The sequence below is a fragment of the Janthinobacterium sp. SUN211 genome, assembly GCF_030587315.1.
GTDB lineage: Bacteria > Pseudomonadota > Gammaproteobacteria > Burkholderiales > Burkholderiaceae_D > Janthinobacterium > Janthinobacterium kumbetense.
This window is the reverse complement of record NZ_JAPWIC010000001.1, coordinates 826,808-852,461: the sequence shown is the minus strand read 5'-3', so window position 1 is coordinate 852,461 and position 25,654 is coordinate 826,808. Positions and strand designations below refer to the sequence as shown.

Here is a 25,654-nt window from a genome sequence, read left to right as displayed (position 1 = left end):
TCGAGAAGCGCAACTGTACGCAGGTACAGTGAGCATCGCAGGCCGTAAATCACGACGCGCAGTAGGTTTTATAGGCGTTTAACGCAAACCCGGCGATTTTACCCTACGTACAGCACCACCAAGGAGGCCAGCAGGCAATATGCGCCAAAGAAATGCCAGCGCCCCTGTTCCAGCCAGCGCGACAGCCAGCGCAGGGCCAGCAAGCCGGCCAGGAACGACAGCAGCATGCCCAGCAGGCTGGGGCCGAGCAGGTGCAGCAGGCTGTTGCCGTGTTCCAGATGGTCGAGGCTGCCGTTTGCCACGGCCTGGTAGAAGCGCCAGCCTTCCTTGACCAGCACGGCCGGCGTCAGCACGACGGCCAGGGCGAAGCTGAATTCTTCGGCGCGGCGCTGCGGCACGCCCATGGCGATGCCGGCGGAAATGGTGGCGCCCGAGCGGGAAAAGCCCCGGAAGGGCAGGCACAGTCCCTGCACGGCGCCGATCACCATCGCCTTGCCGATGGACAAGGTGCCATGCTGGCGCGCCTGCAGGCGCGACGACACAATGATCAGCACGCCTGCGGCGGCCAGGGCGGCGGCCATCAGTTTCGCGTTGCCGAACAGGTGCTCGATTTCAAAGCCGGGCGCATCCTTGCTCATGACGTGCGTAATGCCTTTCAGCAAGCCAAAGCCGACGATGCCCGTCAGGGCCGTGGCGGCCACGAGCAGCAAGGCATTGCTGCGGAAGGCGGTGGCCGAGCTGAAATACGTGGCGCGCCAGGATTTCCAGAAATACACGATGACGGCGAACATGGTGCCCGTGTGCAGCATCACCAGCAGCATGGTCAGCTCCGGTGACGTCGGGTCCAGGCCCATCAGTTTTTCCGCCATGATGACGTGGGCGGAGCTGGACACGGGCAGCAGCTCGGCGAAGCCCTGGACGATGGAAAGAATAAATAGTTGTAAAAAACTCATGGATATCGGTGCTCGGCGGGGGGGAATAGGGGTCGCCGATTTTACCCGCCGGATGTGGCGGGTACGTCCCGCGCCAGATTACAGTTTGTCCATGTTGGCGCAGGCGAGCGCGACGCCCAGCGCCATCAGGACCGCGCCGATCAGCCGGTCGATGCTCCGCTGGTGGCTGACCATGCGCATGCGGAAGCGCGCTTGCGAGAAAAAGACGGCCACCAGGGCGAACCAGGCCAGGTGGATGGCGGACATGCACAGCCCGTAACCGAACTGGACTGCCAACGGCGTGCCGGGCTGCACCACCTGGGTGTAGGTGCTGATGACAAACAGGGTCGTTTTCGGGTTCAGCGCATTGGTCAGTAAGCCGTTGAGCAAGATTTGACGCCGGGGCACGCTGCTGCCGCCGTGCAGGTCGATGACGAGTCCGGCGCGGTTGGTCCAGGTTTTCCAGCCGATCACGGCCAGGTAGAGGGCGCCGGCCAGCTTGATCGCCGTAAATAGCGCAGGCGAACCGGCGATGAGCAGCGCTACGCCAAACATCGTATAGAACACGTGCACTTGCACGCCCAGCGCGATGCCGAGCGCGGCCAGCAGGCCGGCGCGGCGGCCATGCAAATAGCTGTTGCGCGTGACCATCGCGAAATCGGGGCCCGGAACGATGGAGGCCAGCAGGGTAATCAGGGCAACGGCAAGCAATGCAATCATGTGTCTTCCTTGGGCAGTGGTGGCGCCCGCACGGCCATCGGTGACTATTTCTCGCCTGTTGGGCAAGGGCGCGGCGCGCATGCGGGCTGCCGGAAGACAAATTATCCCTATAATGGCCTTCCATGAAAAACGATGATATCTTGCGGATATGTGTGAGAAAAAGTGACAGATCATGACTAGACAGACGGCGCTGGGCACCTTGCGGTTCTTCGAGGCTGCGGCCAGGCTGGGCAGTTTCGTCCAGGCGGCTGCGGAACTGCACGTGACGCACGGGGCCGTCAGCCGGCAAATCCGCCTGCTGGAAACGTCGCTGGGCACGCCCCTGTTCGAACGCCGCAACCGCGGCGTGTTCCTCCTGCCGGCGGGCGCGCAGCTGCGCGATGCCGTCCAGCAAGCATTCGAGCGGCTCGACGCCGCCCTCGACGCCGTGCGCCAGCCGGTGCGCCAGGGGCCGCTGGTGGTGTCGTGCGAGCCGACGATCGCGATGAAATGGCTGATACCGCGCCTCGGCGACTTTTACCAGCGCCATCCCGAGGTGCCGCTGCACCTGTTCGCCTCGGGCGGGCCGGTGGCGTTCCAGCGCGACGCGGTGGACGTGGCGCTGCGCCGCAACGATTTTCTGTGGGATGCGGGCTTGCATGCGGAAAAGGTGTGCGATGAATGGATCGCGCCCGTGTGCGCGCCGGCCCTGCTGCGGCAAGGCCGGCTGGACCTGCCCGCGCAGCGCCTGCTGCACACGGCGTCGCGCCCGGCCGCCTGGGCCCACTGGCGCGCCGCCGGCAAGGATGCCGACGGCGGCGGCCGGGGCGGCAGCCAGACCTACGAGCACTTCTATCTGAGCCTGCAAGCGGCTTGCGCCGGCCTCGGCGTGGCCATCGGCTCTGTCTTCATGGCGCGCGAAGACCTCGACAGCGGGCGCCTGGTCGCGCCCTTCGGTTTCCGGCGCGACGGCAGCGCCTATTTCCTGCTGTCGCCGCTGCCATTCGATGGCGACGCGCGCCGCACCACCTTGCTGCACTGGCTGCGCGAGCAGATGGGGCAGGCGTTGCCGGCGCCGTAGCCGTCTTGCTTATTGCGGCGGCGTGGCCGGCTTGAAGACGCTGCGAAACGCTTTCAGGGCGGCAGGGTGATAGATCGTGCCGTGGGTTTCTTCCGGCATCTTTTCCACATGCCATTGCAAGTCGCGCGGCGCCTGTTTTTCCAGCACGTCGGCCAGGCGCTGCACTTCCACGGCGATGCCTGCCTCGCTGCTGGACGCCAGGTACAGGCTGTGCTTGCCCGGCGTGCCTTTCGCCAGCAGGGCTGCCGCCTGGCGCGGCAGGGCGCCATGATTCCACCACAGGCTGGGGTCGAACGCCACGTAATGGTCGAACAGTTGCGGTTCCAGCAGATAGGTTTCCACCACGAACAGGCCCCCCAGCGATTCGCCGACGATGGCCGTCTCGCCCGTCGTGCGGTAGCGGCGCTTGATTTCCGGCATCAGCTCATCGCGGATAAAGGTCCGGTAAGCGGCCGCGCCGCCCACGACGGGGGCGATCTTGCGGTCTTCCGCATTTCCGGTCGGCCCCGTCAGGTCGCGCCGGCGCTGCGTGTTTTGCATGCCGACCAGCATGAAGGGGCGCATCGTGCCATTCGCCACGGACACTTGCAGCAAGCCGGCCACGTGCAAAAAGTCTTCGGCCACGCCGCCGTCCGGCATGTACAGCACGGGCAGCGGGGCGTCGGGCGGCGTATCCCAGGCGCGCGCCATGTACACATTGATGTGGCGTTTTTCTTTCAGCGCCTGTGAATCGATGCTGAAACTTTCGCCGATGACGAGCGGCGTGGCTGCGCTGGAGGAAGCGGCAGCGGCGGGCGCGGCAGTGGCGAGGTGGAAGGGGCTGGACAGCAGCAGGGCGGCGGTGAGGTGCAGTGCAAGGCAAGAGCGGCGCATGGTTTCCTGTGATAAGTAAGTTTGGATCGATGGCATGTACTCGTATAGACATGCCACCAAGCAATTCTATCTCATCTTTCTTGTCTTTGATGCAGCCTTACTTGATCGTCAATAGTTTTCGCTCGCGCACGATACCGGCCTTGTCGATCGTGTAGGCGACCAGCAGGGCGCCATCGTCGGCACAGGCGTGGCAGGTGATCAGGGGCGTGGAAAACAGCACGCTCTGGCCGCCATCGCCGGTGGCCGTGCTGCCGACGAACTCGGCGGGCGCGAACGGCATGGCGTCCGGGTGGGCGGCGGTAAACGCTTGCCAGGCAGGCGTGGCCCGGTCTTCCTCGCGCACGGAGTGCTCGTCGACATCGATGGCCGCGCCATCGCTGCCGATCAGCAAGGTGCTTTCATTCGTGTTGGCGCGAAACGGATAGGTGACGGTGGCCAGCGCCACCTTGCCCAGCGGGCGCCAGGCAGAGATGTAGCCTGGCATGTTTGCCCCGACCAGCATCCTGGCGGCGGCGATGGCTTGCGGGGGCGCACCGGTACGCTTCATGGTGCGCAGCAGGCAGACGTCGGGCGCGGAGTGCGATTGCCCGGTGCGGCAGGCCGACAGCGAGCGTTCCTGCCAGACGGCACGCGCATCGATGGGCCCCGTCTCTTCGGCATGGGCGGCCTGCATGGCGACCAAAGCGGAAAAGGCCAATACGGCGCAACCGATGACATGGCGGGGAAATTGTATGAACATGGGGAACTTTCTGTAGCGGAAACAATAGAGCCTCAGATTATAGGAGGGGGCCGACGAGCTTGCGCGCACGGCTGGATGGCCGCTTGACGCCCGGCGTCCGCTCGCCGATGATGGCGCGCTGAGGCAGCCCGCCGCGCGCCCATTCAAAGGAAACCCATCTCTATGCGTCTTGCCCCAGTCATCGCCGCCGTCGCGCCGTACTGGCGCGCCAGTCCTGGCGCCACGCCGGCATCCCTGGCTGCCATCGAACAGGCCATGGGCCTGCCGTTGCCGCCGGATTTACACGACTTCCTGTGCTGGTCCGATGGCGGCGCAGGGGATGTCGATGGGCAATCGCTGTCGCTGTGGCCCGCGCGCGAGCTGGTGGCGCTGAATGGCGCGTATCAACTGCAGCGCTACCTGGGCGGCCAGTGCCTGGGGATCGGTTCCGATGGCGGGCCGCTATGCCTGCTGCTCGATTATCGCGCGGGCGCGGCGCCGGCCCTGGCGTACGTCAACTTCGGCGACCTCGATCCGGCCGAGGTACGCGTCATCGCCCCCGCGTTCGGCGAGGGCATGGCCTTGCTGGCGGCCGGCTTGCGCCTCGATTAACGCTTCCTGGCCGCCGCCTGGCGCAAGGCCTTCGCTTCCTGCTTGTTGGGGATGTGCGGGCGCGTGGCCAGCACCGCCTTGACGGCGGCGATGGCGGCGCCGAACTGCTGCTCGGCCTGCTCTGGGGTGGCGCCTGCATAATCCTGCTGGTTGGATTGCGCGGCACGCAGCCGGCGCAGCAGCGCCAGCAATTGCTTGCCGTGCAGGCTGGCCAAGTCTTGCGCCAATACCTGCTTGCTCAGCGCACCGTCCACGTGATCGGGATCGAGCAGGCGCAGCAGGGCCAGGCCTGCCGGCTGGGCGACGGGTGTCAGTTTGGGTTTATCCACCGGCAGCCTTAGGGATGAGTGAAGGATTACAGGTATTCCCAGATTTCATCGAAGGTTTCGCGCGCGAAATCGTTGCGCCAGGCTTCCGAGTTCTTTTCGCGACTGACGGCAAACACGGCGCGCCACGCCTGTTTCGGCGAGCTCGTGTAGGTCGCGGCGATCTTTTGCAGGCCGGCCTTGCATTGCTCGACCTTGCAACCGCTCTTCGCCAGTTGCTGGGCGGCAGGCGCCCATGCCAGCGGTACCTTGACGATCTGGCATTCGAAGCTGACGGCGGCCGTCTGGATGCCGTTTTCCACCGTCACCGGGTCCGCCTTGGTGGCCTGGCACACGGCGCCCTTCTTGGCGGCGATGACGTTCGTCGCCAGCAATTCGGCGGCCGGCGTCACGGCCGCGCGCATGGTTGCGGGGAACAGGTCGGCGATCAGCTTGCCCGTTTCCGTTGGAAACTTGGCGTCCGCTTCCTTCATGTCGCTGTACGACGCGTATTCGGCGCTCTGGTGGCCGGCCAGGCGGGTGGGGCGCAGGTAGGCGTTGAGCTTGGCGACGCTGGCTTCATCCTGGTTGATGATGGTCTTGATGTACAGGTTGGCCGCATCGAGCGGGGCCAGTTCCGCGGCGTCGGCGGCGATGGCGGGCTGGGCCAGCGCCACGGCGGCGGCAAAGCTTGCTGCCAGCAGGAAGGTGCGCGATGTTTGTTGTGTTTGATGCATGTATTTTCTCCACGATTCAATGTCAGGCGCCAAAAGATGCCTCAAGGCAACTCTGGCGCCGCGCATTATATATGGTGAAAGTCATAACGTTGCGCACATTAGGCGCCTGTCTTGCTGGCCGCTTCGAGCAAGGCCTGCAGCAGCTCCCTGCGCCGGCCTTGCGCCTTGCGCGCCAGGGCCGCCAGTTTTTCCAGCTTGCCCCAGATGGGATACAGCATGTGCTCGACCAGATAGCCTTCCAGCCCTTGCAGTTGCTGGCAGAACAGCTCCAGTTTCTCCACCTCTTCCAGTTCCGCCTGGATTTTGACTTTGGCGTTATCCGTGCACGCGCGCAGGCAGGCCGCCAGCACGGGGATGGACTCCGTCGTCACGCCATGCCGTTCGGCGAAGGCGGCCGTGAACTGATCCTGCACGGACTGGTGTTCCTCGTCGACGTTGGCCATGTAGTGCTGCACCAGCGGGAAATGGCGTGCGTCGAGCAAGCCCAGGCCAAACGTGGCGTAACTGCCGGGCATGCAATTCTTTTCGCCTTCCGTGTCGGCATAGAACTCGTATTGCTCGATGGCGGCGCGCGCATACGCTTCCAGTTGCGGCTGCAGCGATGCATGGGCGAGGGCGTTGGCAAAGAAGCGGTGCGTGTCGGAGCGGGCCAGGCCTTTCAAGGGCAGATATTCCTTGACCTTCGATTTGAGCTTGATCTGGTAGCTTTTCGGGAAGCCGTTGTTCAGCAGGTGCGTGATGAACGCGAGCGCCTGCGCATACGCGCCTTCTTCTTCCTGGGCAATCGTGATGCTGATCGTGGCAAACACGTCGTTGGCGCGGCATTCCAGCAGCGCATTTTTCACGTGGATGTCGCCGTCGGGGAAGGTGCCGCTGCCTTCCTTGAGCATGCGCACGGCCCGTTCGCTGCCCAGTTCACGCGCGATTTCCAGGAATTTCAGGCCCGTCGACTTGGCGTAGCTCGGTTCGTGGCGCAAGATCATCACGGCCCCGTACAGCAGCAGGTCGATCGGCGCCAGCGCCTGGGCATCGGGTGCCGCGCCCGCTTTCAAGGTGTATTCCGTGCCGCTGTAGCTTGAGGTTTGCACGTCATAGAACTGCGGCAAGAACTGTTTTTCCGCCCAGGCCGACACGGCCTGGATGATGTCGCTGCGATGTTCGGCCAGCGCTTGCGGCCGCGACTTGTTCAGTTGCTCGATGCGTTCGAATTGCGCGATGGTCCAGGCGATATCGGGCTGCGGAAACAACTGGGGATCGAGCAGGTGGCGCGCCAGGAAGAAGGTTTCCAGCTTTTTCGTCGGCCGGTTGCCGCGCTCGAGTTTTTGCTCGACGTAGCTGTGGATGCGCGCGAGCAGGGCGCTGCGCTTGCCTTCGTTGACATGATCGAGCAGATTCAGGTGCAGCGTGCCCTGTGCCGTCTGGAATTTGCCGCGAAAGCTGAAGCGGTAGTCGATCAGGGGCGTGTCGGCCAGCGTTGCCAGCTTCGCTTGCACCATGGCAACCAGCTGGGGCGCGATGCTGTCGCGCACGACGGCTTCATCGAGGCGCGATGGCGTCCTCTGCGTGAAATCCCCGGCATTGGCCAGATGGTAATCGTCGGCCGTGGTGCGGCCGGGTTTGTAGTCGAGCAAGAGATCGTTAAAGATACCCATTTGCAAGGTGGTCCGATTCACGGCGCTGTCCAGGTCGGTGCGCTTCAGGCGCTCGACAAACCACGCCTCCACGGCCTCCATCATTTCCGCCGTTGCCTGTTCCTGCAGTGTACTCATCCTCTCATGCCTTTCGGTAGTTGCGTCCCGCGGGGCAGTATACGTGATGCTGCCTTTTCGCCATGGTTTCAACCGTGCCAGCCTGAATCTTCCTGCATGCTTATCTTCCGCATAATGTTGCATTGCAGTGTATTGGTATTTCCGCACAGATCGTCAAGTAAATGCAGGTATGGCTGGACGGAAATGTTACATCTGGGTATTCTGCGCATGATACTTATTTCTATACAGAAAAAGGTAAGAGGGCGGTTCGGGGCGGCGGCAACGCGGCGCGCGCCGCCACGCAAGGTCAGGCATGCAAAGGTGAAGTCGTCCGCCAGCTGAGCGAAACTGTCAGGTTTCGGCTCGCGGCGGGCAGGGAACAGTGCTGTCATCTTTAAAATAGTAGGAGAGGTTGCTCATGGATGCAGAAAAGGATGTTGTGTACGGTACAGAAGATTTGTTGATGAGTTTGTGCAACTCGGTGGTTCGGGTGCTCAACGTTGCAACGCAAAGCAAGGTCAATTATTCAGGCATGGTGCAGCGCATCACCAAGACGGGCCTGAAGCCGGATATCGGCTGTTTCGTGATGTTCGATGGTGGTTTCACGGGCCTGGTGGTGCTCAATTTTGCCGCCGATACGGCGATGGAAATCTACGAGCGCTACATGTTGCACATGGGTATGCCGAAGTCGGAGCTGGCCAGCTTCTACACGTCGGACGAAGTGTCGAACATCATGGGCGAGCTGATGAACCAGATCGTGGGCGACTTCACGGGCAAGGTACGGCGCGAGTTGCAAACGAATATCACCCAGAGCCAGCCGAAGATGCTGGTGCTGAACAAGCAGGTGATGCTCAGCGTCGACACGCCGCTGGACCGCCCGGAAATGCGCCGCGTCACTTTCTACACGGAAAAGAACAATATTTTCTACCTGGAACTGGCGATCGACCGTACCGAGTTCATCAAGTTGCACGATTTCGATTCCCGCGAAGTCGACGCCGACTCGCTGATGGATGGCGAATTCGCGAACCGCGAACGGAATGCCGCCCCGGCGCCTGCCGTGGAACCGGAAGACGACGACAACGCTGACCTGCTCAAGTCCCTGGGCATGTAAGCAAAGGTCGCTGACCAGGGCTGGCGGCAGGTTTGCCGCCAGCCCTGGTCGCATGCCGCCTACAGGGGCTTGCTCATGAATACCCGGCTCGTCCCCTCGGGACTGCAGGCAATCTCGCCGAAGCGGCGCCAGCCGCGCCGCTCGTAAAACTCGGGCGCCTGGAAAGTGATGGTGTACAGCAACGCCGAGGCGCAGCCGCGCCGGCGTCCTTCTTCTTCGAACTGCGCCAGTATCTGGCTGCCCAGTCCCAGTCCCCGCAAGGTGGCGGGCAAATAAAACAAATCGAGAAACAGCAGGCCCAGCGAAGTCCGGCCCATGGCGCCGCCCAGCACCCGCTGGCTGTCGCGGTCGCGCACGACGACGCTCAATACCTGTCTGTCGCTATAGCCGGTGATGGCATCGTTGTAGGCATTCAAGCCCTCGAGGATGGTTTGCTCGACCTCCGCGTCGATCGTGGCGCTGACGCAGATGGTGTACGGTAATTGGATGGGCGGGTGTGCAGGCATGCTCGAAAGGGGAATAGTAGATAACTGTATGAATATACAGTATTTCGCCTGTTCTTGCCTGTTTTATTGTGGCAACGTCAATGTTTCCATCCTGCGAATGCCGACCATGCCGCGTTGCTGGCTGTCATCGAGCGACCAGTACTCGAGCGCGTACGCATAACTGCCGTCGATGATGGTCAGCGACTCCTTCTGGCGGCCGTTGGGCGCCTTGTAGTACAGGCGCCGCGCGGGCCTGCCATCGACCTGCTGTTTGAACGATTGCGGCGAAATGTGGGCGCGCTTGCCCGTCTTGCCGGCCATCGACATGGCCGTGATCGTCACATAGGCCCTGTCCGGGCACCGCGCCAGCAGGTGCGCGCCGCTCAGGACGGTCGCTTGCGCTTGTTCCAGCGGGAAACCGAACGGCTGCATGCCGACGATATCCTCGCAGCCCATCTGCTGCGCCAGGCTGCTCAGCACGGCCGGATCGAGCGCGCTGCTAAGGTGTTTTTCAGCGGCCTGCGCCTGTCCCAGCGCCAGGCGGCGTTCCAATTCGGCCAGCGAAATGTCGCTGGGCACGGGCAGCAGTGCCGGGGCGTCCGGATCGGCGGCCCTGGACGTTTCCGCCTGCATGCGCGCGGCAACGGAGTGGCTGCGCTCGGCGGCGGCGATCCCATCGTGGGCATGGGCGGATGGTGCGGCGCCGGCAAAGGCCATGGCCAGCGCCAGGGTCGTGTGTTTCAGCATGAAAACTCCTGCAATCGGATACAAGTGGCCTGCATTGTGTATCAGATTGCCTGCGCATGCGCGCTTCTTCTAGCGTGCGGCCATCGCCGACGCAATCTCGATCGAACTCAGCTTCCAGCCCCACACGCCATGGCGCAGCAGGACCAGCGCGCCTTCCTGCGCATTGCCATCCTTTGCGCGCACGATGAAGGTGTTCAGGCCGGCATAGCCGGCAGAATAGTCGGCCTTCTTGCGCGCGCCATCGGCGGGCGCATCTGCCGTGTCACTTGCCTGCGGGCTGACGGCGCTCTTGTTGACCAGCGCCACCACGCCGGCGGGCGAGACCATGGTGTCGACCATCTTGCCCAGCATGGCGCTGGCGATCGACTGGCCCAGCGCGGCCAGCGGGTTGCCGCTGCCGGCGGTCGCCTCGATGCTGCGCGCCATGCTCGCTTCCAGCTGCGTCTTGACGCTGGCGCGCAGGGCGGGGAAGTCCACGTGTGCGGCCAGGGCATCGGCGTTGCGCTCGGCCAGCGCGGTCTTGATCTGGTGCAAGGCGTAGTACGGCGAAGCGTAGGCGGTGACAGCGACGGCAATGACGGCCACGGCGGCGGCGATGGTGATTTTTTTCAAGTGATGCCTGTGAGGTAAAGGGTGGAAAACAATGCCACGCAGCGTAGCTGCTAAATGGGAATACGGCAATCATATTTTCTTGCCATTATTTCTGCGCCGTATGCCTGCGCATAGGCTCCGGCTGCGCTTGCCGGGCCACTATAGAGTGGAAGAGGGTGGGTGCTGTATAATGGAGGAAAAGTACTTAACTAGCTGTTTTAACTGAATAAAGACCTAATATCACATGCTTTCAACCGCAAATATTACGATGCAGTTTGGCGCCAAGCCATTGTTTGAGAATATCTCCGTCAAGTTCGGCGACGGCAACCGCTATGGTTTGATCGGCGCGAACGGCTGCGGCAAGTCGACGTTCATGAAGATCCTGGGCGGCGACCTGGACCCGTCGGGCGGCAACGTCATGCTCGATACCAACGAGCGCCTGGGCAAGCTGCGCCAGGATCAGTTTGCGTTTGAAGACATGCGCGTCCTCGACGTCGTCATGATGGGCCACACGGAAATGTGGGCCGCCATCCAGCAACGCGACGCGATCTACGCGAACCCGGAAGCGACGGACGACGACTACATGCAGGCCGCCGAGCTGGAAGGCAAAGTTTCCGAATACGACGGCTACACGGCCGAATCGCGCGCGGGCGAACTGCTGCTGGGCGCCGGCGTCGCCATTGACCTGCATCAAGGCCCGATGAGCAATGTCTCGCCAGGCTGGAAGCTGCGCGTGCTGCTGGCGCAGGCGCTGTTCTCGAACCCGGACATCCTGCTGCTCGACGAGCCGACGAATAACCTGGACATCAACACGATTCGCTGGCTGGAAGACGTGCTCAACGAGCGCAATTCCACCATGATCATCATTTCCCATGATCGCCACTTCCTGAACCAGGTGTGCACCCACGTGGCCGACATGGACTACGGCACGCTGAAGATTTATCCAGGCAACTACGACGAATACATGTTCGCCTCGACCCAGGCGCGTAACCAGCAACTGGCCAACAACGCGAAAGCGAAAGACAAGGTTGCCGAGCTGCAGGAATTCGTGCGCCGCTTCGCCGCGAACAAGTCCAAGGCCCGCCAGGCGACGTCACGCGCCAAGCAGATCGAAAAGATCAAGGTCGACGACATCAAGCCATCGTCGCGCGCCTATCCGTTCGTGCGTTTCGACGGCGAAAAGAAATTGCACCGCCTGGCCGTGGAAGTCGAGAATATCTCGAAAGGCTTCGATCGCCAGCTGTTCAAGAACTTCAGCATCATGGTCGAGGCGGGTGAACGCATCGCCATCATCGGCGCCAACGGCGCCGGCAAGACCACCATGCTGCGCTGCATCGCGGGCGACATCGCCGGCTTGCAGCCGGACCAGGGCCGCGTGAAGTGGGCGGAAAACGCCAACGTGGGCTACATGCCGCAAGATCCGACGGAAGATTTCGCCAAGGACACGAACCTGACCGACTGGATCGGCCAGTGGACGAAAGAGGGCGACGACGACCAGGCCGTGCGTTCCATCCTGGGCCGTTTGCTGTTCGGCGGCGACGACGTCAAGAAGGCCGTCAAGGTACTGTCCGGTGGCGAAAAGGGTCGCATGATGTACGGCAAGCTGATGCTGGGTCGCCACAACGTGCTGATGCTCGATGAGCCGACCAACCACATGGACATGGAATCGATCGAATCGCTGAACATCGCGCTGGAAAAATACGCGGGCACCCTGATCTTCGTGTCGCATGACCGCGAATTCGTCTCCTCGCTGGCCAACCGCATCATCGAGATCAAGGAAGATGAAGTGGTCGATTACCGCGGCAACTACGAAGATTATCTCAAGAGCCAAGGTATTGACTAAACTCTGAGGCAAGATGCCGGATGGCGCGCCAGTCGCCCATCCGGCAGCACCACACCGACGCGCCGCGGTCCTTTCGTTCCGGCGCACCTGCTTTATTGCAATCGTGCCGGTCTATCCCGTTTTTGTTTGACACAGCCATGCAAACTTTAGCCATCAAATCCGTCGAGTATGAACATCCACAAGACGGAGCCAGCTGCACTGCCCACGCCTGGGCACGCACGCCAGCGACGCCTTCCCCGGCCGAAAAAGCCGAACTGATCACGCGCATCAAGCGCTTGCTGATCGAGCGCGAAGCCGTGCTCGTTGCCCACTACTACGTTGATGCTGACCTGCAAGACCTGGCGGAAGCCACGGGCGGCTGCGTCTCCGATTCCCTGGAAATGGCCCGCTTCGGGCGCGACCATCCGGCCAAGACCCTGGTCGTGGCCGGCGTGCGCTTCATGGGCGAAACGGCGAAGATCCTCAGCCCCGAAAAAACGGTATTGATGCCCGACCTCGACGCCACCTGTTCGCTCGACCTGGGCTGCCCGGTGGATGAATTCACGGCCTTTTGCGACGCCCATCCGGACCGCACCGTCGTCGTCTACGCCAACACCAGCGCCGCAGTCAAGGCGCGCGCGGACTGGATGGTGACGTCGTCCATCGGCCTCGACATCGTTGCCCATTTGCATGCGCAGGGCAAGAAAATCCTGTGGGCACCGGACAAGCACCTGGGTTCGTATATCCAGAAGGAAACGGGCGCCGACATGCTGCTGTGGCAGGGCAGCTGCCTCGTGCACGATGAATTCAAGGGCATCGAACTCGATTTGCTCAAGGAAGAGTATCCGCAAGCCAAGGTGCTCGTGCATCCGGAGTCGCCCGCCAACGTGGTGGCGCTGGCCGACATGGTCGGTTCCACGTCGCAAATGATTGCGGCAGCGCAAACCATGGATACGGACACTTTCATTGTCGCCACCGACAACGGCATCCTGCACAAGATGCGCGCGGCCGCGCCGGGCAAGCGTTTCATCGAAGCGCCCACGGCCGGCAACAGCGCCACGTGCAAGAGCTGCGCGCACTGCCCGTGGATGGCCATGAATGGCTTGCTGAACCTGGCTGAAACGCTGGAAAACATGCACAACGAAATCCACGTCGACCCCGCCGTTGGCCAGCTGGCCGTGCGTTCGATCAACCGCATGCTCGACTTCGCCGCCGCCAAGAAGGCGGGCCTCAAGCCGGGCGCGGACCTGGCAAAAGAAACTAAATTGTTCCAAGGAATCGGTCCAGCATGAGTACCCTCGTTAATTCTTTCGCTCCTTTCGATCCCGCCCTGGCGCGCGCATTCGAAGGCAATTTGCTGGCCGCCTTGCTGGAAGACGTGGGCCAGTGCGACCTGACGGGTGAACTGGTGCCGCCAGACCATATCGTCACGGCCCGTGTCATCGTGCGCGAAGCAGCCGTGCTGTGCGGCGCGCCATGGTTCGAAGGCATCATGAAAAGCCTGGACCGCAGCATCGACATCGTTTGGCATTACGCCGAAGGCGACATGATGAAGGCCGACAGCGTTGTCTGCACGATCGAAGCACCGGCCCGCGCCTTGCTCACGGCCGAGCGCAGCGCCCTCAATTTCCTGCAATTGCTGTCGGCGGTCGCCACGGCCACGCGCCAGTATGTGGACGTGGTCGCCGGTACCAAGGCGTCCATCCTGGACACGCGCAAGACCCTGCCGGGCCTGCGCCTGGCGCAAAAGTATGCGGTGCGCGTGGGCGGCGGCAAGAACCAGCGCCTGGCCCTGTATGACGGCATCCTGATCAAGGAAAACCATATCGCTGCCGCGGGCGGCGTCAGCCAGGCCCTGGAAAACGCGCGCAACCTCGACGCGGGCGTGCCCGTGCAAATCGAGGTGGAAACCCTGGCGCAATTGCAGGAAGCGCTGGACGCGGGCGCCGTCTCCGTCTTGCTCGATAACTTCAGCAACGACATGATGCGCGACGCCGTGGCCTTGACGCATGGCCGCGCCTTGCTGGAAGCGTCCGGCGGCATCAATTTCGACACCGTGCGCGCGATTGCCGAAACGGGCGTGGACCGCATCTCGATCGGCAGCCTGACCAAGGACGTGCGGGCCACCGATTACTCCTTGCGCATCGTCGGCTGATGAGCGGAGCAGGGCGGCGCCTGCTGGCCTTGGCGCTGCTGTGGCCGGCATTTGCCGCGCCGCTGCAGGCGCGCGAGCTGCTGGCCGTGGGCGCGCAGTTCGAGCGCGTCTTCGAGTACCAGGACAGCGGCGAGTATGGCGGCCTGGGCGCGGAACTGCTGCGCCTGATGGCGGCGCGCACGGGCAATACCGTGCGTTTTCGCATGGTGCCGTGGGCGCGCGCGCAAGCCATGCTGGTGCAGGGCCAGGCCGATATCTTGATCGGGCCCTACAAGACGCCCGAGCGTATCGCCGGCATGGCGTTTTCCGACAAGCCGTTTTACCAGGACCAGATGGTCTTTTATACGCGCCAGGACGCCAGCTTCGGCTGGGATGGCGATTACGCGGTGCTGAAGAGCCGCCGGGTGGTGCTGCTCAACGGCTGGGCCTATGGCGCGGACTGGGAGCGCGTGCGGCCCGGCTTGCAGGTCAGCGTGGCGAATAACGTGGAAAACGGCTTGAAGATGCTGGTACACAACCACGTCGACGTGTTCGTCAGCAACCGCCGCAATACCGACCCCGTGATCGCCCGCCTCGGCTATGGGCGCCAGGTGAAACCCTTGCCCAAAGTCATAGAAGTGCAGAATGGCTATTTTGCCTTTCCCCGCTCGCCCGCCTTCGACAAGCTGCGCCTGCAGTTCGACCAGGAATTGAATAGCCTGATCGAGACAGGCGAACTGAAAAAGCTGGGCAAGCGCTACGACGTCGGCATACCCTGACGGGGCGCAAGCCCTATCTGCGCTGCGCTTGACGCGGCTCAAGCGCCCGGCACGGTCCGCTTATACCCTGATGGCAGGCAGCGCAATTCTGCCCATCTCGCAGAAGGGGAACGCCATGAAAACGCATACCACCAGGCAGATTGTTTGCGCCTGTCTCGCCGCCGCGCTGGCCAGCGCGCTGTTTGCCTGCGGCGGCCACCACCATCACAAGCCGCCAGCCCTGAACGCATATGCGGCGACCAGCCTCGTGTCCGATACGGCCGCGCTGCCGGCCGCGCACACGGACCCCAACCTCGTCAATGCCTGGGGCGTGGCGTTCAATCCGCGCGGCTTCGTCTGGGTGGCGGCGAATGGCACGGCGAAGTCGACCTTATACGATGGCAATGGCGTGCCGCAATCGCTGGTGGTCAGCACGCCGGCAGGGCCGACGGGCATCGTCTTTAACGGCACGCAGGATTTCAAGCTGAGCCAGAATGGCGTGACGGCGCCCAGCCCCTTCATCTTCGCCAGCGAAAGCGGCAGCATCTCGGCCTGGTCGCCCACGGTCAGTCCCGTCACGGCCCTGGTCGTGTATGACGGCAGCGCCGGCGGCAGCGTCTACAAGGGCCTGGCGATTGCCGCCCGTGCGGGCGCCAACTACCTGTATGCAGCCGATTTCCATAACGGGCGCGTCGACGTCTTCGATGCCAACTTTGCCAGGGCCAGCTGGCCTGGCGCGTTCAGCGATCCCGGCTTGCCGGCCGGCTATGCACCGTTCGGCATCCAGGCCATCGGCGAGCGCATCTATGTCGCCTATGCCAAGCGCGAGGCCAGCGGCGACGACGAGGAGGCTGGCGCGGGCCTGGGCATCGTCAATGTGTACGACACCGGCGGCACGCTCATCAAGCGGCTGGTGAGCGGCGGGGCCTTGAATGCGCCATGGGGCATGGCGCTGGCGCCGGCCGACTTCGGCTCTGCCAGCAATATGCTGTTGATCGGGAATTTTGGCGATGGCAGGATCAACGCCTATGACAGCGTCACGGGCAAGGCTGGCGGGCCGCTGCTCAAGCCCGACGGCACGCCGCTGGTGATCGATGGCTTGTGGGGCATCGCCTTCGGCAATGGTCTCAACAGCCAGCCCGTCAATACCCTGTTCTATGCGGCAGGGCCGGCTGACGAGGCGCACGGACAATATGGGCGCATCGACGTGAAGTAGCGTGGCACGGGCAGGCGCGCCGTGCCCAGTGCGCCTGCAACCGGCCGGCAAGGGCCTACAACTGGCGTGCCTCGAAGGTGTTGCACTGGGAAATCTGGCCGCTCTCGATGCCCTTGCTGAACCAGCGCACGCGCTGCTCCGAGGTGCCGTGCGTAAACGAGTCCGGCACGACATGGCCTTGCGACTGGCGCTGCAGCGCATCGTCGCCGATGGCCGTGGCCGCTTTCAGGGCCGCTTCCACGTCACCCTGTTCCAGGATCTTGCGGTCGGCGTTCGCGTGATACGCCCACACGCCGGCAAAGCAGTCGGCCTGCAATTCCAGGCGCACGGACATGGCGTTGGCCTGGCGCTCCGACTGCGTGCGGCGCGCATTGTCGACCTTCTCGGACAAGCCCATCAGGTTTTGCACGTGGTGGCCCACTTCATGCGCGATCACGTAGGCCTCGGCAAATTCGCCCGAGACCTTGAAGCGCTGCTGCATCAGGTTGAAGAAATCGAGGTCCAAGTAGACTTTCTGGTCGCCGGGGCAATAGAAAGGGCCGCTGGCGCTCTGGCCCGTGCCGCAAGCCGTCGGCGTGCTGCCGGAAAACAGCACCAGCTTGGGTTTCACATAGCTGCCGCCTTCCGCCTTGAACAGGGCGCCCCAGGTGTCTTCCGTATCGGCCAGCACGGTTTTCACGAAGCGGGCCATCTCGTCCGATTCGGGTGGCTGGCGCGCGGGCGACTGGCTTTGCTGGGTGCTGATCTGGCCGCCACCGCCGCTGAGCAGGTTGAGCAAGGTCAAGGGATTGACGCCCAGCACATATGAGCCGACGAGGGCGATGACGATGGTGCCGATGCCGATCGAGCGCCCGCCAAAACCAAAGCCGCCACCGCCGCCGCCCCCACCGCCGTCTTCGCCACGGCGATCTTCCACATTGTCGCTTTCGCGATTGCCTTCCCATTTCATGATATCTACTCCTGCTGCGATTTGCGATTGATTGGTGACGTCGCAAGATGCGTCTGGCGACGAATCTTATGACGAATCTTATAATTATCGCAGCAAACCGCGCCGCGACAGGAGCGACAGTGTTACGCTTTGCAACTTTCCACCCACATCACAACAGGTACACGCATGGCGCTTGCCAACGATACACGCATTTCTCCCGTCGCGGTGGTCCAGGCCCAACTGGACGCCTACAACGCGCACGACGTGCCGGCCTTGCTGGCCATCTATGCCGATGACGCACAGCAATTCCAGCATCCCGATACCTTGCTGGCCACGGGCAGCGGGCAAATCGGCCCCCGTTTCACGGCCCGCTTCGCCGCCAGCAAACCGCACGCGCAGTTACTCAACCGCATCGCCTGCGGCAAGCTGGTGATCGACCATGAAATCGTCCATGGCGACACGGACGATGGCGGGTCGGCGCAGGAACTGGTGGCGACGTATGAAGTGGAGCAGGGACGCATCAGCCGCGCCTGGTTCAGCTTTGGCGCTTTGAGCAGCTTGCGCGTGGCGCTGCCGGCCGACGTGCCAGCCATGAACGCGCTGATCGCCCGTTCCGGCGTGGCGCTGAGCGCGGGGTTCTATACGCAGGAACAGGCCGAGTCCGTGACGCGCCACGTGTTCGGCGTCGATACGCAGCTCGTGGCCGACCAGACGTATTTCGTCATCGAACGGGAGGGCGCCATGCTGGCTTGCGGCGGCTGGAGCCGACGCGCCACCCTGTATGGCGCCGACCGCGCCAAGAGCGGCCCGGACCCGCTGCTCGATCCGGCCAGCCAGCCGGGCCGCATCCGCGCCTTCTTTGTGGAGCCAGGCGCCGCGCGTCAGGGCCTGGGCAGCATGCTGATGCGCCATTGCGAACGCCAGGCGCTGGCCGCCGGTTTTACCGCCCTGGAACTGGCCGCCACCTTGCCTGGTGTGCCGCTGTACCTGGCCAGCGGCTTTGCCGTGACGGAAGATTTTTACCTGGACTTGCCCGATGGCGTCAAGCTGCCGCTGGCGCGCATGCACAAGCGGCTGTAATGTTTTACCAGGGCAACGGGGCTTGCTCTCCATTCGCGTGCTCGCCGTAATACAGCGATGGCAAGAAGCGCGACAGATAGGTAAATTCGCTGTAGCAATGGCGCAGCAAGTTCAGGCCCAGCACGTCGGGCACGTCGCGCACGGGGTTCAGGCTATTGCGGCCTAGCAAGAAGCGGCTGCGCAGCACGCAGCCCGTGGGGGTGTCGCGCGTCAGGTGCAGCATTTCGCCATCGAGCGGGTCGCCCTGGGGATCGAGCACCACATGGTCGCCGAAGCCGATGCGCGCGCAGATGGCGGCCGACAGGGCGCCGCTGTCCCTGGCCTGTTGCAGTTGCGCCGTATCAAATACATCCTTCGGATCATGGAACTTCAGCTTGGCTTTCACGGGCGGAATGTCGCCCAGCGATTCCACTGCCTCGATCGAGGCGCCGTAGTAACTTTCTCCCTTTTTCCACGCGCTGTTCCAGCCATGATGGGCCACGTGATCGTGCGGGTGCCACCATTTGATGTGCTGCGTCGTCTCGAAAAACGTAAACCACCAGTCCAGCATGCGCCCGCTGCAGCCGTGCAGTTCCGTGCGCGCCGCCACCAGCAGGCAACCGTTTTCCAGGCGCGTGACGCCCGTTTCCAGGTGCAGGGGGAATGGGTCGAGCAAGTCGCCCGTGCTGGTAATGCTCCATGGGAATTCAATATGCTGCGTCATGTCGTTCTCCTTTGTTGGGGTGAGCCAATTATATATTAAAGAAACGTCTAACGTTTCCTAAATATGTTTCAGTGTAAAATTGCTCATCGATCAAGCTTGGAGCTGGCATGCAGGAAGAAGAGAGCAAGGCTTTGCGCGGGCGGGGCCGTCCGGCGCGGCCGCCCGAGGAAGCGCGCGAGGCGGCCGTGCAGGCGGCTACCTGGCTGCTGCTGAACGAAGGCTATGCGGCCACGACCATGGAAGCGGTGGCGCGCCACGCGGGCATGGCAAAGAAATCGCTGTATCAATACGCGGCCAACCGCGAGGAACTGGTCGCCCTGGTGGTGCGCGGCTGGACGGATGCTTTCCTGCCGGCCATGGCGCACGATGCGGCAGGGCCTGGCGAGGTGTTGCCGCTGTTAAAAGAGATATTGCAGGCGATGGCGGCGCGCGTGCTGACGGCGGACGCCGTCGGACTGTTCCGCCTGCTGTGCACGGAGTTTCCCGCTCGCGCGGATTTACTTGCCGTGTATCAGCGCAACGGCATCGAGCGGGGCACGGCCCTGCTGGCCGACTGGCTGCAGCGCCAGGCCGCGCGCGGCCATCTGGCGCTGCAGGATGGGCGGGAGCTGGCCGGCTTGCTGCTGGCCATGGTGATTGCCGAGCCCCTGCGGCAGATGGCGCTGGGCTTGCTGGCGCCCGCGCCGGCCTGGGATGCCGCGCCGCGCATCGATGCCGCGCTGCGCCTGCTGGGCGGCTCGGCCTTCAGCGTGGCTGGTGCTTCAGCGCTTCGCGGTAGCTGAGCGCCGACAGTTGCTGGCGGTGCGCGTCGGCAAATGTCGACACGGCCTCGGGCGCGTGGCGCGCGTAATCGCGCAAGGCCCAGCCGATGGCCTTGCGGATAAAAAACTCGTCTTCGTGGGCCAGCGCCAGCGCCGCGCCGAACAGCCAGGCCGCATCCGTGTCGGTCCGCCAGCCCAGCTGGTGCAGCATGGCGATGCGGCGCAGCCAGAAGTCCTCATGGCGCAAGGCGCCCTCCATGTGCGCATGGCCGTTGCCGCCGCGCTGCCGTTCCGTCTGCAGCACCTCGCCGACGATGCCTACCATGCCGTCGACGCTGTCCCACCACGCGCGCTGGCGCGCCAGTGCCAGCAGGGCGGGGAGGTGTTCGATGCCCAGCTGGCGCCGGTGCAGGGCCAGCATGTCGAGCGCCACGTGCTGGTATTCGCGTTCCGGCTGTTGCCACAGCAGTTGCGCATGTTCCAGCAAGGCATCGGCACCGATGCCCTTCAAACCCGCCAGCAAGCCCCTGGCGGCCAGCCGCCGCTGCGGCGCCGCCACGCCCAGGAAAACGAACTGGTCGCGCATGTAGGCCTGCATGGGGCCCGCGCGGCCCGGTTCGGTAACCGCTTCCAGCGCCGCCTTCAGTTCTGCATGTAAATCCATCGCATCTCGCTTTTTTCAGGCGTAAAAAAAGCGCCCCGAAGAGCGCTCTTGTCCAGCCATCCAAACGGCTGATAGAAGCGTAGCGAGCGGCAGCGATTTGTGGCCGAGACGCGCAACCGTACGAAGGTACGGTGAGCATCGCAGGCCGCAAAGCGCGACGCGCAGTAGCTTATATCAGGCGTTTTTACTGGATTTTTGCCTTCTTCATCAGTTCGTCGCGGTAGGCGGCGAGTTTCTTCTGTTGCAGCGACTCGGCCACCTGGCCCTTGACTTCTTCCAGTGCCGGCAACTTCGTCGGACGGGTTTCTTCCAGCTTGATCACGTGGAAGCCGAATTGCGATTGCACTGGCGTTTGCGTGATCTGGCCTGGTTTCAGGGCGACCATGGCGTCGGAGAATGGCTTCACGTACGAAGCTGGGCTAGCCCAGTCCAGGTCGCCGCCATTGGCTGCGGAACCGTCTTTCGATACTTTCGCCAGTTCTTCGAACTTGGCGCCGCCTTTCAGCTTGGCGATGATGTCTTTCGCTTCCGCTTCGGTGGCGACCAGGATGTGGCGTGCATGGTATTCCTTGTCGCCCGCTTGTGCCTTGAACTTGTCGTATTCGGCCTTGATTTCAGCGTCCTTGACAGGGTTTTTCTTCACGTAGTCGGCCAGCAGGGCGTTGATGATGATGCTTTGACGGGCATTGTCGATCTGCGACTTGACTTCCGGACGCGTGCCGTAGCCTTGCTTGTCGGCTTCCTGGATCAGCACTTCACGGCCGATCAGGTCTTTTTTGATGGCTTCGCGCAATTGCGGCGAATCCGCTTGTTTGCCTTGGGCGACGACTTGCTTGACGACCTGGTCGACGCGCGACGAAGGGATGGCCTTGCCGTTCACGGTGGCCACGTTTTGCGCGAATGCAGGGATCGCTACAACGGCGACCAGGGCTAAGATCAGGCGGGCTGGCTTCAAAATCATGTTCATTCCTAATAAGTATACAAAAACCGATACAAAAGATCGCGACTGCCGTGCAGTACGCATTCAGGCGCAGAATACACGACCGGCGCCGAAAAGGGCGCCGGGGAGGTCAGTTCTTACTGAACTTTCGCTTTTTTGATCATTTCTTCCTGATACGCTTGCAGTTTCTTTTGCTGCAGCGCTTCGGCGATCTGTGGCTTGACTTCTTCCAGGGTCGGCAGTTTTGCCGCGCGGGTGTCGTCCAGCTTGATCACGTGGAAACCGTTAGGCGTTTGCACCGGGGTGTCGGTGACCTGGCCTTTTTGCAGTTTCACGAAGGCGTCGGAGAAGACTTTCGGGAAGGACGATGGTGCTGCCCAGTCCAGGTCGCCGCCGTTGTCGGCCGAGCCGGCATCTTTCGATTGCTTGGCCAGGTCTTCGAACTTGGCGCCGCCTTTCAGCTTGGCGATGATGTCTTTCGCTTCCGCTTCGGTCGCTACCAGGATGTGGCGTACGTGGTATTCCTTGTCGCCGGTCTGGGCCACGAAACGGTCGTATTCCGCCTTGATTTCAGCGTCGTTGACCGGGTTCTTTTTCAGGTAGTCGCCGACCAGGGCGTTGATGACGATGGCCTGGCGTGCGTTCTCGATTTGCTGCTTGACTGCTGCATCTTTACCGAAACCTTTGTTTTCCGCTTCTTGCATCAGCACTTCACGGCCGATCAAGTCCTTCTTGATCATTTCGCGCAATTGCGGCGAATCCGGTTGCTGGCCTTGGGCGACGACTTGCTTGACGACTGCATCAACGCGCGACGATGGGATAGGCTTGCCATTAACAACGGCAACATTTTGCGCAAAAACAGGTACCGCGACAACGGCGAGTAGTGCGATCAGCAAGCGGGCTGGCTTAAAAGTCATTATTAAATCCTGTTAGGGAAAGTTTCGTAAAAAACGCATGGAAAGAAATCCAGGCATGGCGCCAGAAGCAAGGGCATACCCAAGTGATCCGGGTACGCCAAAAACGCCATCCTTATGCTACCTCGGACGGCGCCAATGCCACAATCGCCAATGCATGTATCTCATTATGCATCATATCGTGCACGGAATCATACACCAGTCGATGGCGCATGACGAGCCTGAGCCCCTCAAATTGACTAGAAATAATGCGTAGATTGTAATGGCCGCCGCCCGAGGCGGCGCCCGCATGGCCCCGGTGGCGCGCCGAGTCGTCTTCCAGCACGCATTCCAGAGGGGAAAGTGCCGTTTCCAGGCGGGTACGAATGCGCTGCATGCGCGTTTCCGGCGAAGTATTCTCGGTGGTGGTGTGCATCATGCGTCTTCCTTGATATGTTTGGCCAGGAACAGGGTTTGCGCCACGATGAAGGCAAAGAAAATGCCCGTCGCGCCAAACGCCTTGAAGCTGACCCAGGCAGCCATGTCGCCCTTGTACAGCACGAAGGCGACGAACAGGTTCAGTGCGCCGATGGCGCCAAAGAAAATGATCCAGGCGGCCAGCAGCTGGTTCCAGACGGCATCCGGCAATTGCACTTGCGCTTCCATGGTCTTGCGGATCAGGTTTTTCTTGAAACCCACGTGGGCGATCAAGAGGGCCAGGCCGGACAGCCAGTAGATCAGGGTCGGCTTCCATTTCAGGAAGAAATCGTCATGCAGGTAAATGCTGGCGCCGCCGAACACGACAAAGATGAACAGCGACAGCCACAGCATGCCGTCCACCTTGCGCCCGCGCAGCAGCAGATAGCTGACCTGGCAAGCCGTGGCGACGATGCCGACGAGGGTGGCAAGTATCCACGGCGCCTGGTCGGCCTTGATCAGGCCGCCGGACACGAAGCCGGACAGATATTGCTGCACGAAATCGTGCGTGGCCGCTTCATACATGCCGCCCAGTTTGAAGGCGGTGAAGAAGGCGATCAGGGGGAAGAGGTCGAATAGAAATTTCATGGCGAGACTTTACACTGGTCTTATTAAAATCATCTTAGGAATGGCTTAGGAGCAAGGCCCAAGCCATTGCCAGCATCACGGCTGCGGATCGAAGCGCAGGGAAGCCGAATTGATGCAATAGCGCAAGCCGGTCGGCGGCGGGCCGTCCGGGAACACGTGGCCCAGGTGGGCGTCGCAGACGGCGCAGACGATTTCCGTGCGCACCATGCCGTGGCTGCGGTCGACGATTTCCGTGACATTCGCCGGGTCGAGCGCCTGGAAATAGCTGGGCCAGCCGCAGCCGGAGTCGAATTTCGTGTCCGAAGCAAACAATGGCGTGTTGCAGCAGACGCAGGTGTAGACGCCGTGTTCATGGTGGTCCCAGAACTTGCCCGTGAAGGCCCGTTCCGTGGCCGCGTGGCGCGTGACTTCGTATTGCATCGAGTCGAGCATGGCGCGCCATTCGGCGTCGGTTTTCTTGACTTTATTCGTGGTCATAAGGACTCCTTAGGATGAGCAGCTGACTTCAAGGTGGCTGGCCCAGTCGGGCGGCAGGGCCGCATAGTGCTGGTGTTCGGGCTGTTCGTCAAATGGCTTTTGCAAAACTTCCAGCAATTTCGCCACTTCCGTGTAATCGTGCTGCTGGGCTTTCTCGATGGCCACTTGCGCCAGGTAGTTGCGCAGCACGTATTTCGGGTTGACCTGGTTCATGGCTGCACTGCGCTCGGCATCGATACTGTTTTCCTGCAGCAGGCGCGCGCGGTAGGTCGTCGCCCACGCATCGAAGGAGGGGCGGTCGATGAACATGTCGCGCAGCGCGGTGTCGTGTTCGGGAGCCGCCACCTGCAAGGTCGCCAGCGCGCGGAAGAAGTTGGTGAAATCCACGTGGTTGGCTTGCATCAGCGCAAACATGCTGTCGAACAGGGCCGTGTCGTCTTCCTGCGTCGTGCGCAAACCCAGCTTGGCGCGCAGCAAGGCATTCATCTTGTCCGCAAACGCGGGCTGGTAGCTGTCCAGCGCCGCCTGCGCCAGCTCCACTTCGCCAATCAGCGGCAGCAGGGCCTGGCCCAGCGCATAGCAGTTCCAGTGGCCCACTTGCGGCTGGTTGGCGTAGGAATAGCGGCCTTGCTGGTCCGTATGGTTGCAGATGTGCTCGGCGTCAAACGCTTCCATGAAGCCGAAGGGGCCGTAATCGAGCGTCAAGCCCAGGATGGACATATTGTCCGTGTTCATGACGCCATGCATGAAGCCCACGGCTTGCCAGTGCGCAATCATGTGCGCCGTGCGCACGCACACTTCGGCCAGCAAGGCTTGATATGGATTTGATGCGGCGCGCAAATGGGGATAAAAACCGTCGATGACGTAATCGGCCAGGATTTTCAGCTCGTCCGGCTTCTTGCGGTAAAACCAGTGTTCGAACGAGCCGAAGCGCACGAAACTGGGCGCCATGCGCGTCACGACGGCGGCCGTTTCCACCGTTTCGCGCATGATGCCTTGCTGCGAACCCATGATGGACAGCGCGCGCGAGGTGGGAATGCCCAGCGCCGCCATGGCTTCCGAGCACAGGAATTCGCGGATGGATGAGCGCAGCACGGCGCGCCCGTCGCCCATGCGCGAATACGGCGTGGCGCCCGCGCCTTTCAGCTGCAACTCCATCGGGCCGTGTTCGGTGGCGATATCGCCCAGCAAGATGGCGCGGCCGTCGCCCAGTTGGCCGGCCCAGACGCCGAACTGGTGGCCCGAATACACGGCCGACAGGGGAATCGAGCGCTCGGCAACCGTGTTGCCGCTCAGCAGCTCCACGTAATCGGGCCCGGCCAGGCGCGCGGCATCGAGGCCGACCAGGCTGGCGGCCGGCGCGCTGGCGGCCACGAAATACGGGGCGGGCAGGGGCGTGGGCATCAAGCGCGTATAGAACGCGGGCGGCAAGGCCGCAAAGGCGTTATCCAGTGGTAAGGTATGAGCGGTGATGGCAATTCCAGTCAGATAAGAGGGACCGGCAAGGTGCGCCAGCCTGGAAGGCGATTTTACCGCACGGCGCCAAGCCGCGTGGCGGGCGCGGAAATGGGGGC

At 62.5% G+C, this 25,654-nt stretch carries 29 protein-coding genes; 10 read left to right on the top strand and 19 right to left on the bottom strand.

The window, feature by feature from the left end:
* Positions 1-98: 98 nt before the first annotated feature.
* Together O3301_RS03680 and O3301_RS03675 are read right to left on the bottom strand one after the other, a co-directional pair.
* Entirely contained in the window at positions 99-953 is an 855-nt protein-coding gene (locus O3301_RS03680; RefSeq protein WP_099667861.1) for an undecaprenyl-diphosphate phosphatase, read from the bottom strand.
* Positions 954-1,031: 78 nt separating this feature from the next.
* Entirely contained in the window at positions 1,032-1,652 is a 621-nt protein-coding gene (locus O3301_RS03675; protein ID WP_305055571.1) for a LysE family translocator, read from the bottom strand.
* Positions 1,653-1,824: 172 nt separating this feature from the next.
* Between O3301_RS03675 and O3301_RS03670 the strand changes: the two genes are divergently transcribed.
* On the top strand, positions 1,825-2,712 hold the full coding sequence (locus tag O3301_RS03670) for a LysR substrate-binding domain-containing protein (RefSeq protein WP_305055570.1): 888 nt from the start codon (positions 1,825-1,827) through the stop codon (positions 2,710-2,712).
* Positions 2,713-2,721: 9 nt separating this feature from the next.
* Here the strand turns inward: O3301_RS03670 and O3301_RS03665 are convergent, their stop codons facing one another.
* Both O3301_RS03665 and O3301_RS03660 read right to left on the bottom strand, forming a co-directional pair.
* Entirely contained in the window at positions 2,722-3,585 is an 864-nt protein-coding gene (locus O3301_RS03665; protein WP_305055569.1) for an alpha/beta hydrolase, read from the bottom strand.
* A 97-nt stretch (positions 3,586-3,682) separates the two neighbouring features.
* Positions 3,683-4,324 (bottom strand): hypothetical protein, encoded by a 642-nt coding sequence (locus O3301_RS03660; protein WP_251348597.1) that lies wholly within the window; start codon positions 4,322-4,324, stop codon positions 3,683-3,685.
* 162 nt (positions 4,325-4,486) lie between these two features.
* On the opposite strand from O3301_RS03660, the gene O3301_RS03655 reads away from it, so the two are divergent.
* Entirely contained in the window at positions 4,487-4,915 is a 429-nt protein-coding gene (locus tag O3301_RS03655; protein WP_289914669.1) for an SMI1/KNR4 family protein, read from the top strand.
* On the opposite strand, the gene O3301_RS03650 is transcribed toward O3301_RS03655, so the two are convergent.
* The 3 genes from O3301_RS03650 to O3301_RS03640 form a co-directional block, all read right to left on the bottom strand.
* Positions 4,912-5,244, bottom strand: a complete 333-nt coding sequence (locus tag O3301_RS03650) for a hypothetical protein (RefSeq protein ID WP_305055568.1) — start codon at positions 5,242-5,244, stop codon at positions 4,912-4,914. The two genes, O3301_RS03655 and O3301_RS03650, sit on opposite strands and share 4 nt — an antisense overlap.
* Before the next feature lie 26 nt (positions 5,245-5,270).
* Positions 5,271-5,957 (bottom strand): hypothetical protein, encoded by a 687-nt coding sequence (locus O3301_RS03645; RefSeq protein ID WP_305055567.1) that lies wholly within the window; start codon positions 5,955-5,957, stop codon positions 5,271-5,273.
* Between the two features lie 98 nt (positions 5,958-6,055).
* The gene (locus tag O3301_RS03640) at positions 6,056-7,726 is read right to left on the bottom strand and encodes a DUF6138 family protein (RefSeq protein WP_305055566.1); all 1,671 of its coding nucleotides are present in this window, start codon (positions 7,724-7,726) and stop codon (positions 6,056-6,058) included.
* A 397-nt stretch (positions 7,727-8,123) separates the two neighbouring features.
* On the opposite strand from O3301_RS03640, the gene O3301_RS03635 reads away from it, so the two are divergent.
* The gene (locus O3301_RS03635) at positions 8,124-8,816 is read left to right on the top strand and encodes a DUF3334 family protein (protein ID WP_305055565.1); all 693 of its coding nucleotides are present in this window, start codon (positions 8,124-8,126) and stop codon (positions 8,814-8,816) included.
* 59 nt (positions 8,817-8,875) lie between these two features.
* Here the strand turns inward: O3301_RS03635 and O3301_RS03630 are convergent, their stop codons facing one another.
* From O3301_RS03630 to O3301_RS03620, 3 genes are all read right to left on the bottom strand, one after another.
* Positions 8,876-9,322 (bottom strand): GNAT family N-acetyltransferase, encoded by a 447-nt coding sequence (locus O3301_RS03630; protein ID WP_305055564.1) that lies wholly within the window; start codon positions 9,320-9,322, stop codon positions 8,876-8,878.
* A gap of 63 nt (positions 9,323-9,385) precedes the next feature.
* Positions 9,386-10,048, bottom strand: a complete 663-nt coding sequence (locus O3301_RS03625; protein WP_305055563.1) for a hypothetical protein — start codon at positions 10,046-10,048, stop codon at positions 9,386-9,388.
* A 69-nt stretch (positions 10,049-10,117) separates the two neighbouring features.
* Positions 10,118-10,660 (bottom strand): DUF2939 domain-containing protein, encoded by a 543-nt coding sequence (locus tag O3301_RS03620; protein ID WP_305055562.1) that lies wholly within the window; start codon positions 10,658-10,660, stop codon positions 10,118-10,120.
* Between the two features lie 223 nt (positions 10,661-10,883).
* On the opposite strand from O3301_RS03620, the gene O3301_RS03615 reads away from it, so the two are divergent.
* From O3301_RS03615 to O3301_RS03595, 5 genes are all read left to right on the top strand, one after another.
* Positions 10,884-12,482: an ABC-F family ATPase gene (locus tag O3301_RS03615; RefSeq protein ID WP_034756044.1), complete on the top strand. Its 1,599-nt coding sequence runs from the start codon at positions 10,884-10,886 to the stop codon at positions 12,480-12,482.
* 137 nt (positions 12,483-12,619) lie between these two features.
* Positions 12,620-13,753: a quinolinate synthase NadA gene (gene nadA, locus O3301_RS03610; RefSeq protein WP_289904874.1), complete on the top strand. Its 1,134-nt coding sequence runs from the start codon at positions 12,620-12,622 to the stop codon at positions 13,751-13,753.
* Positions 13,750-14,616: a carboxylating nicotinate-nucleotide diphosphorylase gene (gene nadC / locus O3301_RS03605; RefSeq protein WP_289910075.1), complete on the top strand. Its 867-nt coding sequence runs from the start codon at positions 13,750-13,752 to the stop codon at positions 14,614-14,616. Before nadA ends, nadC begins: the two co-directional genes overlap by 4 nt.
* Positions 14,616-15,374 carry an ABC transporter substrate-binding protein gene (locus O3301_RS03600; protein WP_289897814.1) on the top strand — a complete coding sequence of 253 codons (759 nt, stop codon included), beginning with the start codon at positions 14,616-14,618 and terminating at the stop codon, positions 15,372-15,374. The genes nadC and O3301_RS03600 overlap by 1 nt, the downstream gene beginning before the upstream one ends.
* Positions 15,375-15,489: 115 nt before the next feature.
* Positions 15,490-16,569, top strand: a complete 1,080-nt coding sequence (locus tag O3301_RS03595; protein WP_305055561.1) for a TIGR03118 family protein — start codon at positions 15,490-15,492, stop codon at positions 16,567-16,569.
* A gap of 55 nt (positions 16,570-16,624) precedes the next feature.
* On the opposite strand, the gene O3301_RS03590 is transcribed toward O3301_RS03595, so the two are convergent.
* Positions 16,625-17,518, bottom strand: a complete 894-nt coding sequence (locus O3301_RS03590; RefSeq protein WP_099667876.1) for a neutral zinc metallopeptidase — start codon at positions 17,516-17,518, stop codon at positions 16,625-16,627.
* A gap of 165 nt (positions 17,519-17,683) precedes the next feature.
* Between O3301_RS03590 and O3301_RS03585 the strand changes: the two genes are divergently transcribed.
* Entirely contained in the window at positions 17,684-18,577 is an 894-nt protein-coding gene (locus O3301_RS03585; protein ID WP_305055560.1) for a GNAT family N-acetyltransferase, read from the top strand.
* A 4-nt stretch (positions 18,578-18,581) separates the two neighbouring features.
* Here the strand turns inward: O3301_RS03585 and O3301_RS03580 are convergent, their stop codons facing one another.
* A complete protein-coding gene (locus O3301_RS03580; protein ID WP_180278785.1) occupies positions 18,582-19,280 on the bottom strand; it encodes a DAPG hydrolase family protein in 699 nt (232 codons plus the stop codon).
* A gap of 107 nt (positions 19,281-19,387) precedes the next feature.
* Between O3301_RS03580 and O3301_RS03575 the strand changes: the two genes are divergently transcribed.
* Positions 19,388-20,062 (top strand): TetR/AcrR family transcriptional regulator, encoded by a 675-nt coding sequence (locus O3301_RS03575; RefSeq protein ID WP_289914685.1) that lies wholly within the window; start codon positions 19,388-19,390, stop codon positions 20,060-20,062.
* On the opposite strand, the gene O3301_RS03570 is transcribed toward O3301_RS03575, so the two are convergent.
* The 7 genes from O3301_RS03570 to O3301_RS03540 all read right to left on the bottom strand — a co-directional run bounded on the left by O3301_RS03570 (position 20,025) and on the right by O3301_RS03540 (position 25,568).
* Positions 20,025-20,705, bottom strand: coding sequence for a DNA alkylation repair protein (locus O3301_RS03570; RefSeq protein WP_305055559.1), 681 nt, complete (start codon positions 20,703-20,705; stop codon positions 20,025-20,027). The genes O3301_RS03575 and O3301_RS03570 overlap by 38 nt on opposite strands.
* Positions 20,706-20,889: 184 nt before the next feature.
* Entirely contained in the window at positions 20,890-21,666 is a 777-nt protein-coding gene (locus tag O3301_RS03565) for a peptidylprolyl isomerase (protein WP_070218375.1), read from the bottom strand.
* Between the two features lie 116 nt (positions 21,667-21,782).
* Positions 21,783-22,562, bottom strand: coding sequence for a peptidyl-prolyl cis-trans isomerase (locus O3301_RS03560; RefSeq protein WP_077404793.1), 780 nt, complete (start codon positions 22,560-22,562; stop codon positions 21,783-21,785).
* Between the two features lie 112 nt (positions 22,563-22,674).
* Positions 22,675-22,977: a BolA family transcriptional regulator gene (locus O3301_RS03555; RefSeq protein ID WP_251348613.1), complete on the bottom strand. Its 303-nt coding sequence runs from the start codon at positions 22,975-22,977 to the stop codon at positions 22,675-22,677.
* Entirely contained in the window at positions 22,974-23,603 is a 630-nt protein-coding gene (locus O3301_RS03550; RefSeq protein WP_099411909.1) for a septation protein A, read from the bottom strand. The genes O3301_RS03555 and O3301_RS03550 overlap by 4 nt, the downstream gene beginning before the upstream one ends.
* Before the next feature lie 75 nt (positions 23,604-23,678).
* On the bottom strand, positions 23,679-24,080 hold the full coding sequence (gene msrB, locus O3301_RS03545; RefSeq protein ID WP_034756083.1) for a peptide-methionine (R)-S-oxide reductase MsrB: 402 nt from the start codon (positions 24,078-24,080) through the stop codon (positions 23,679-23,681).
* Between the two features lie 9 nt (positions 24,081-24,089).
* Positions 24,090-25,568 (bottom strand): YdiU family protein, encoded by a 1,479-nt coding sequence (locus O3301_RS03540; RefSeq protein ID WP_369812172.1) that lies wholly within the window; start codon positions 25,566-25,568, stop codon positions 24,090-24,092.
* Positions 25,569-25,654: the final 86 nt, after the last annotated feature.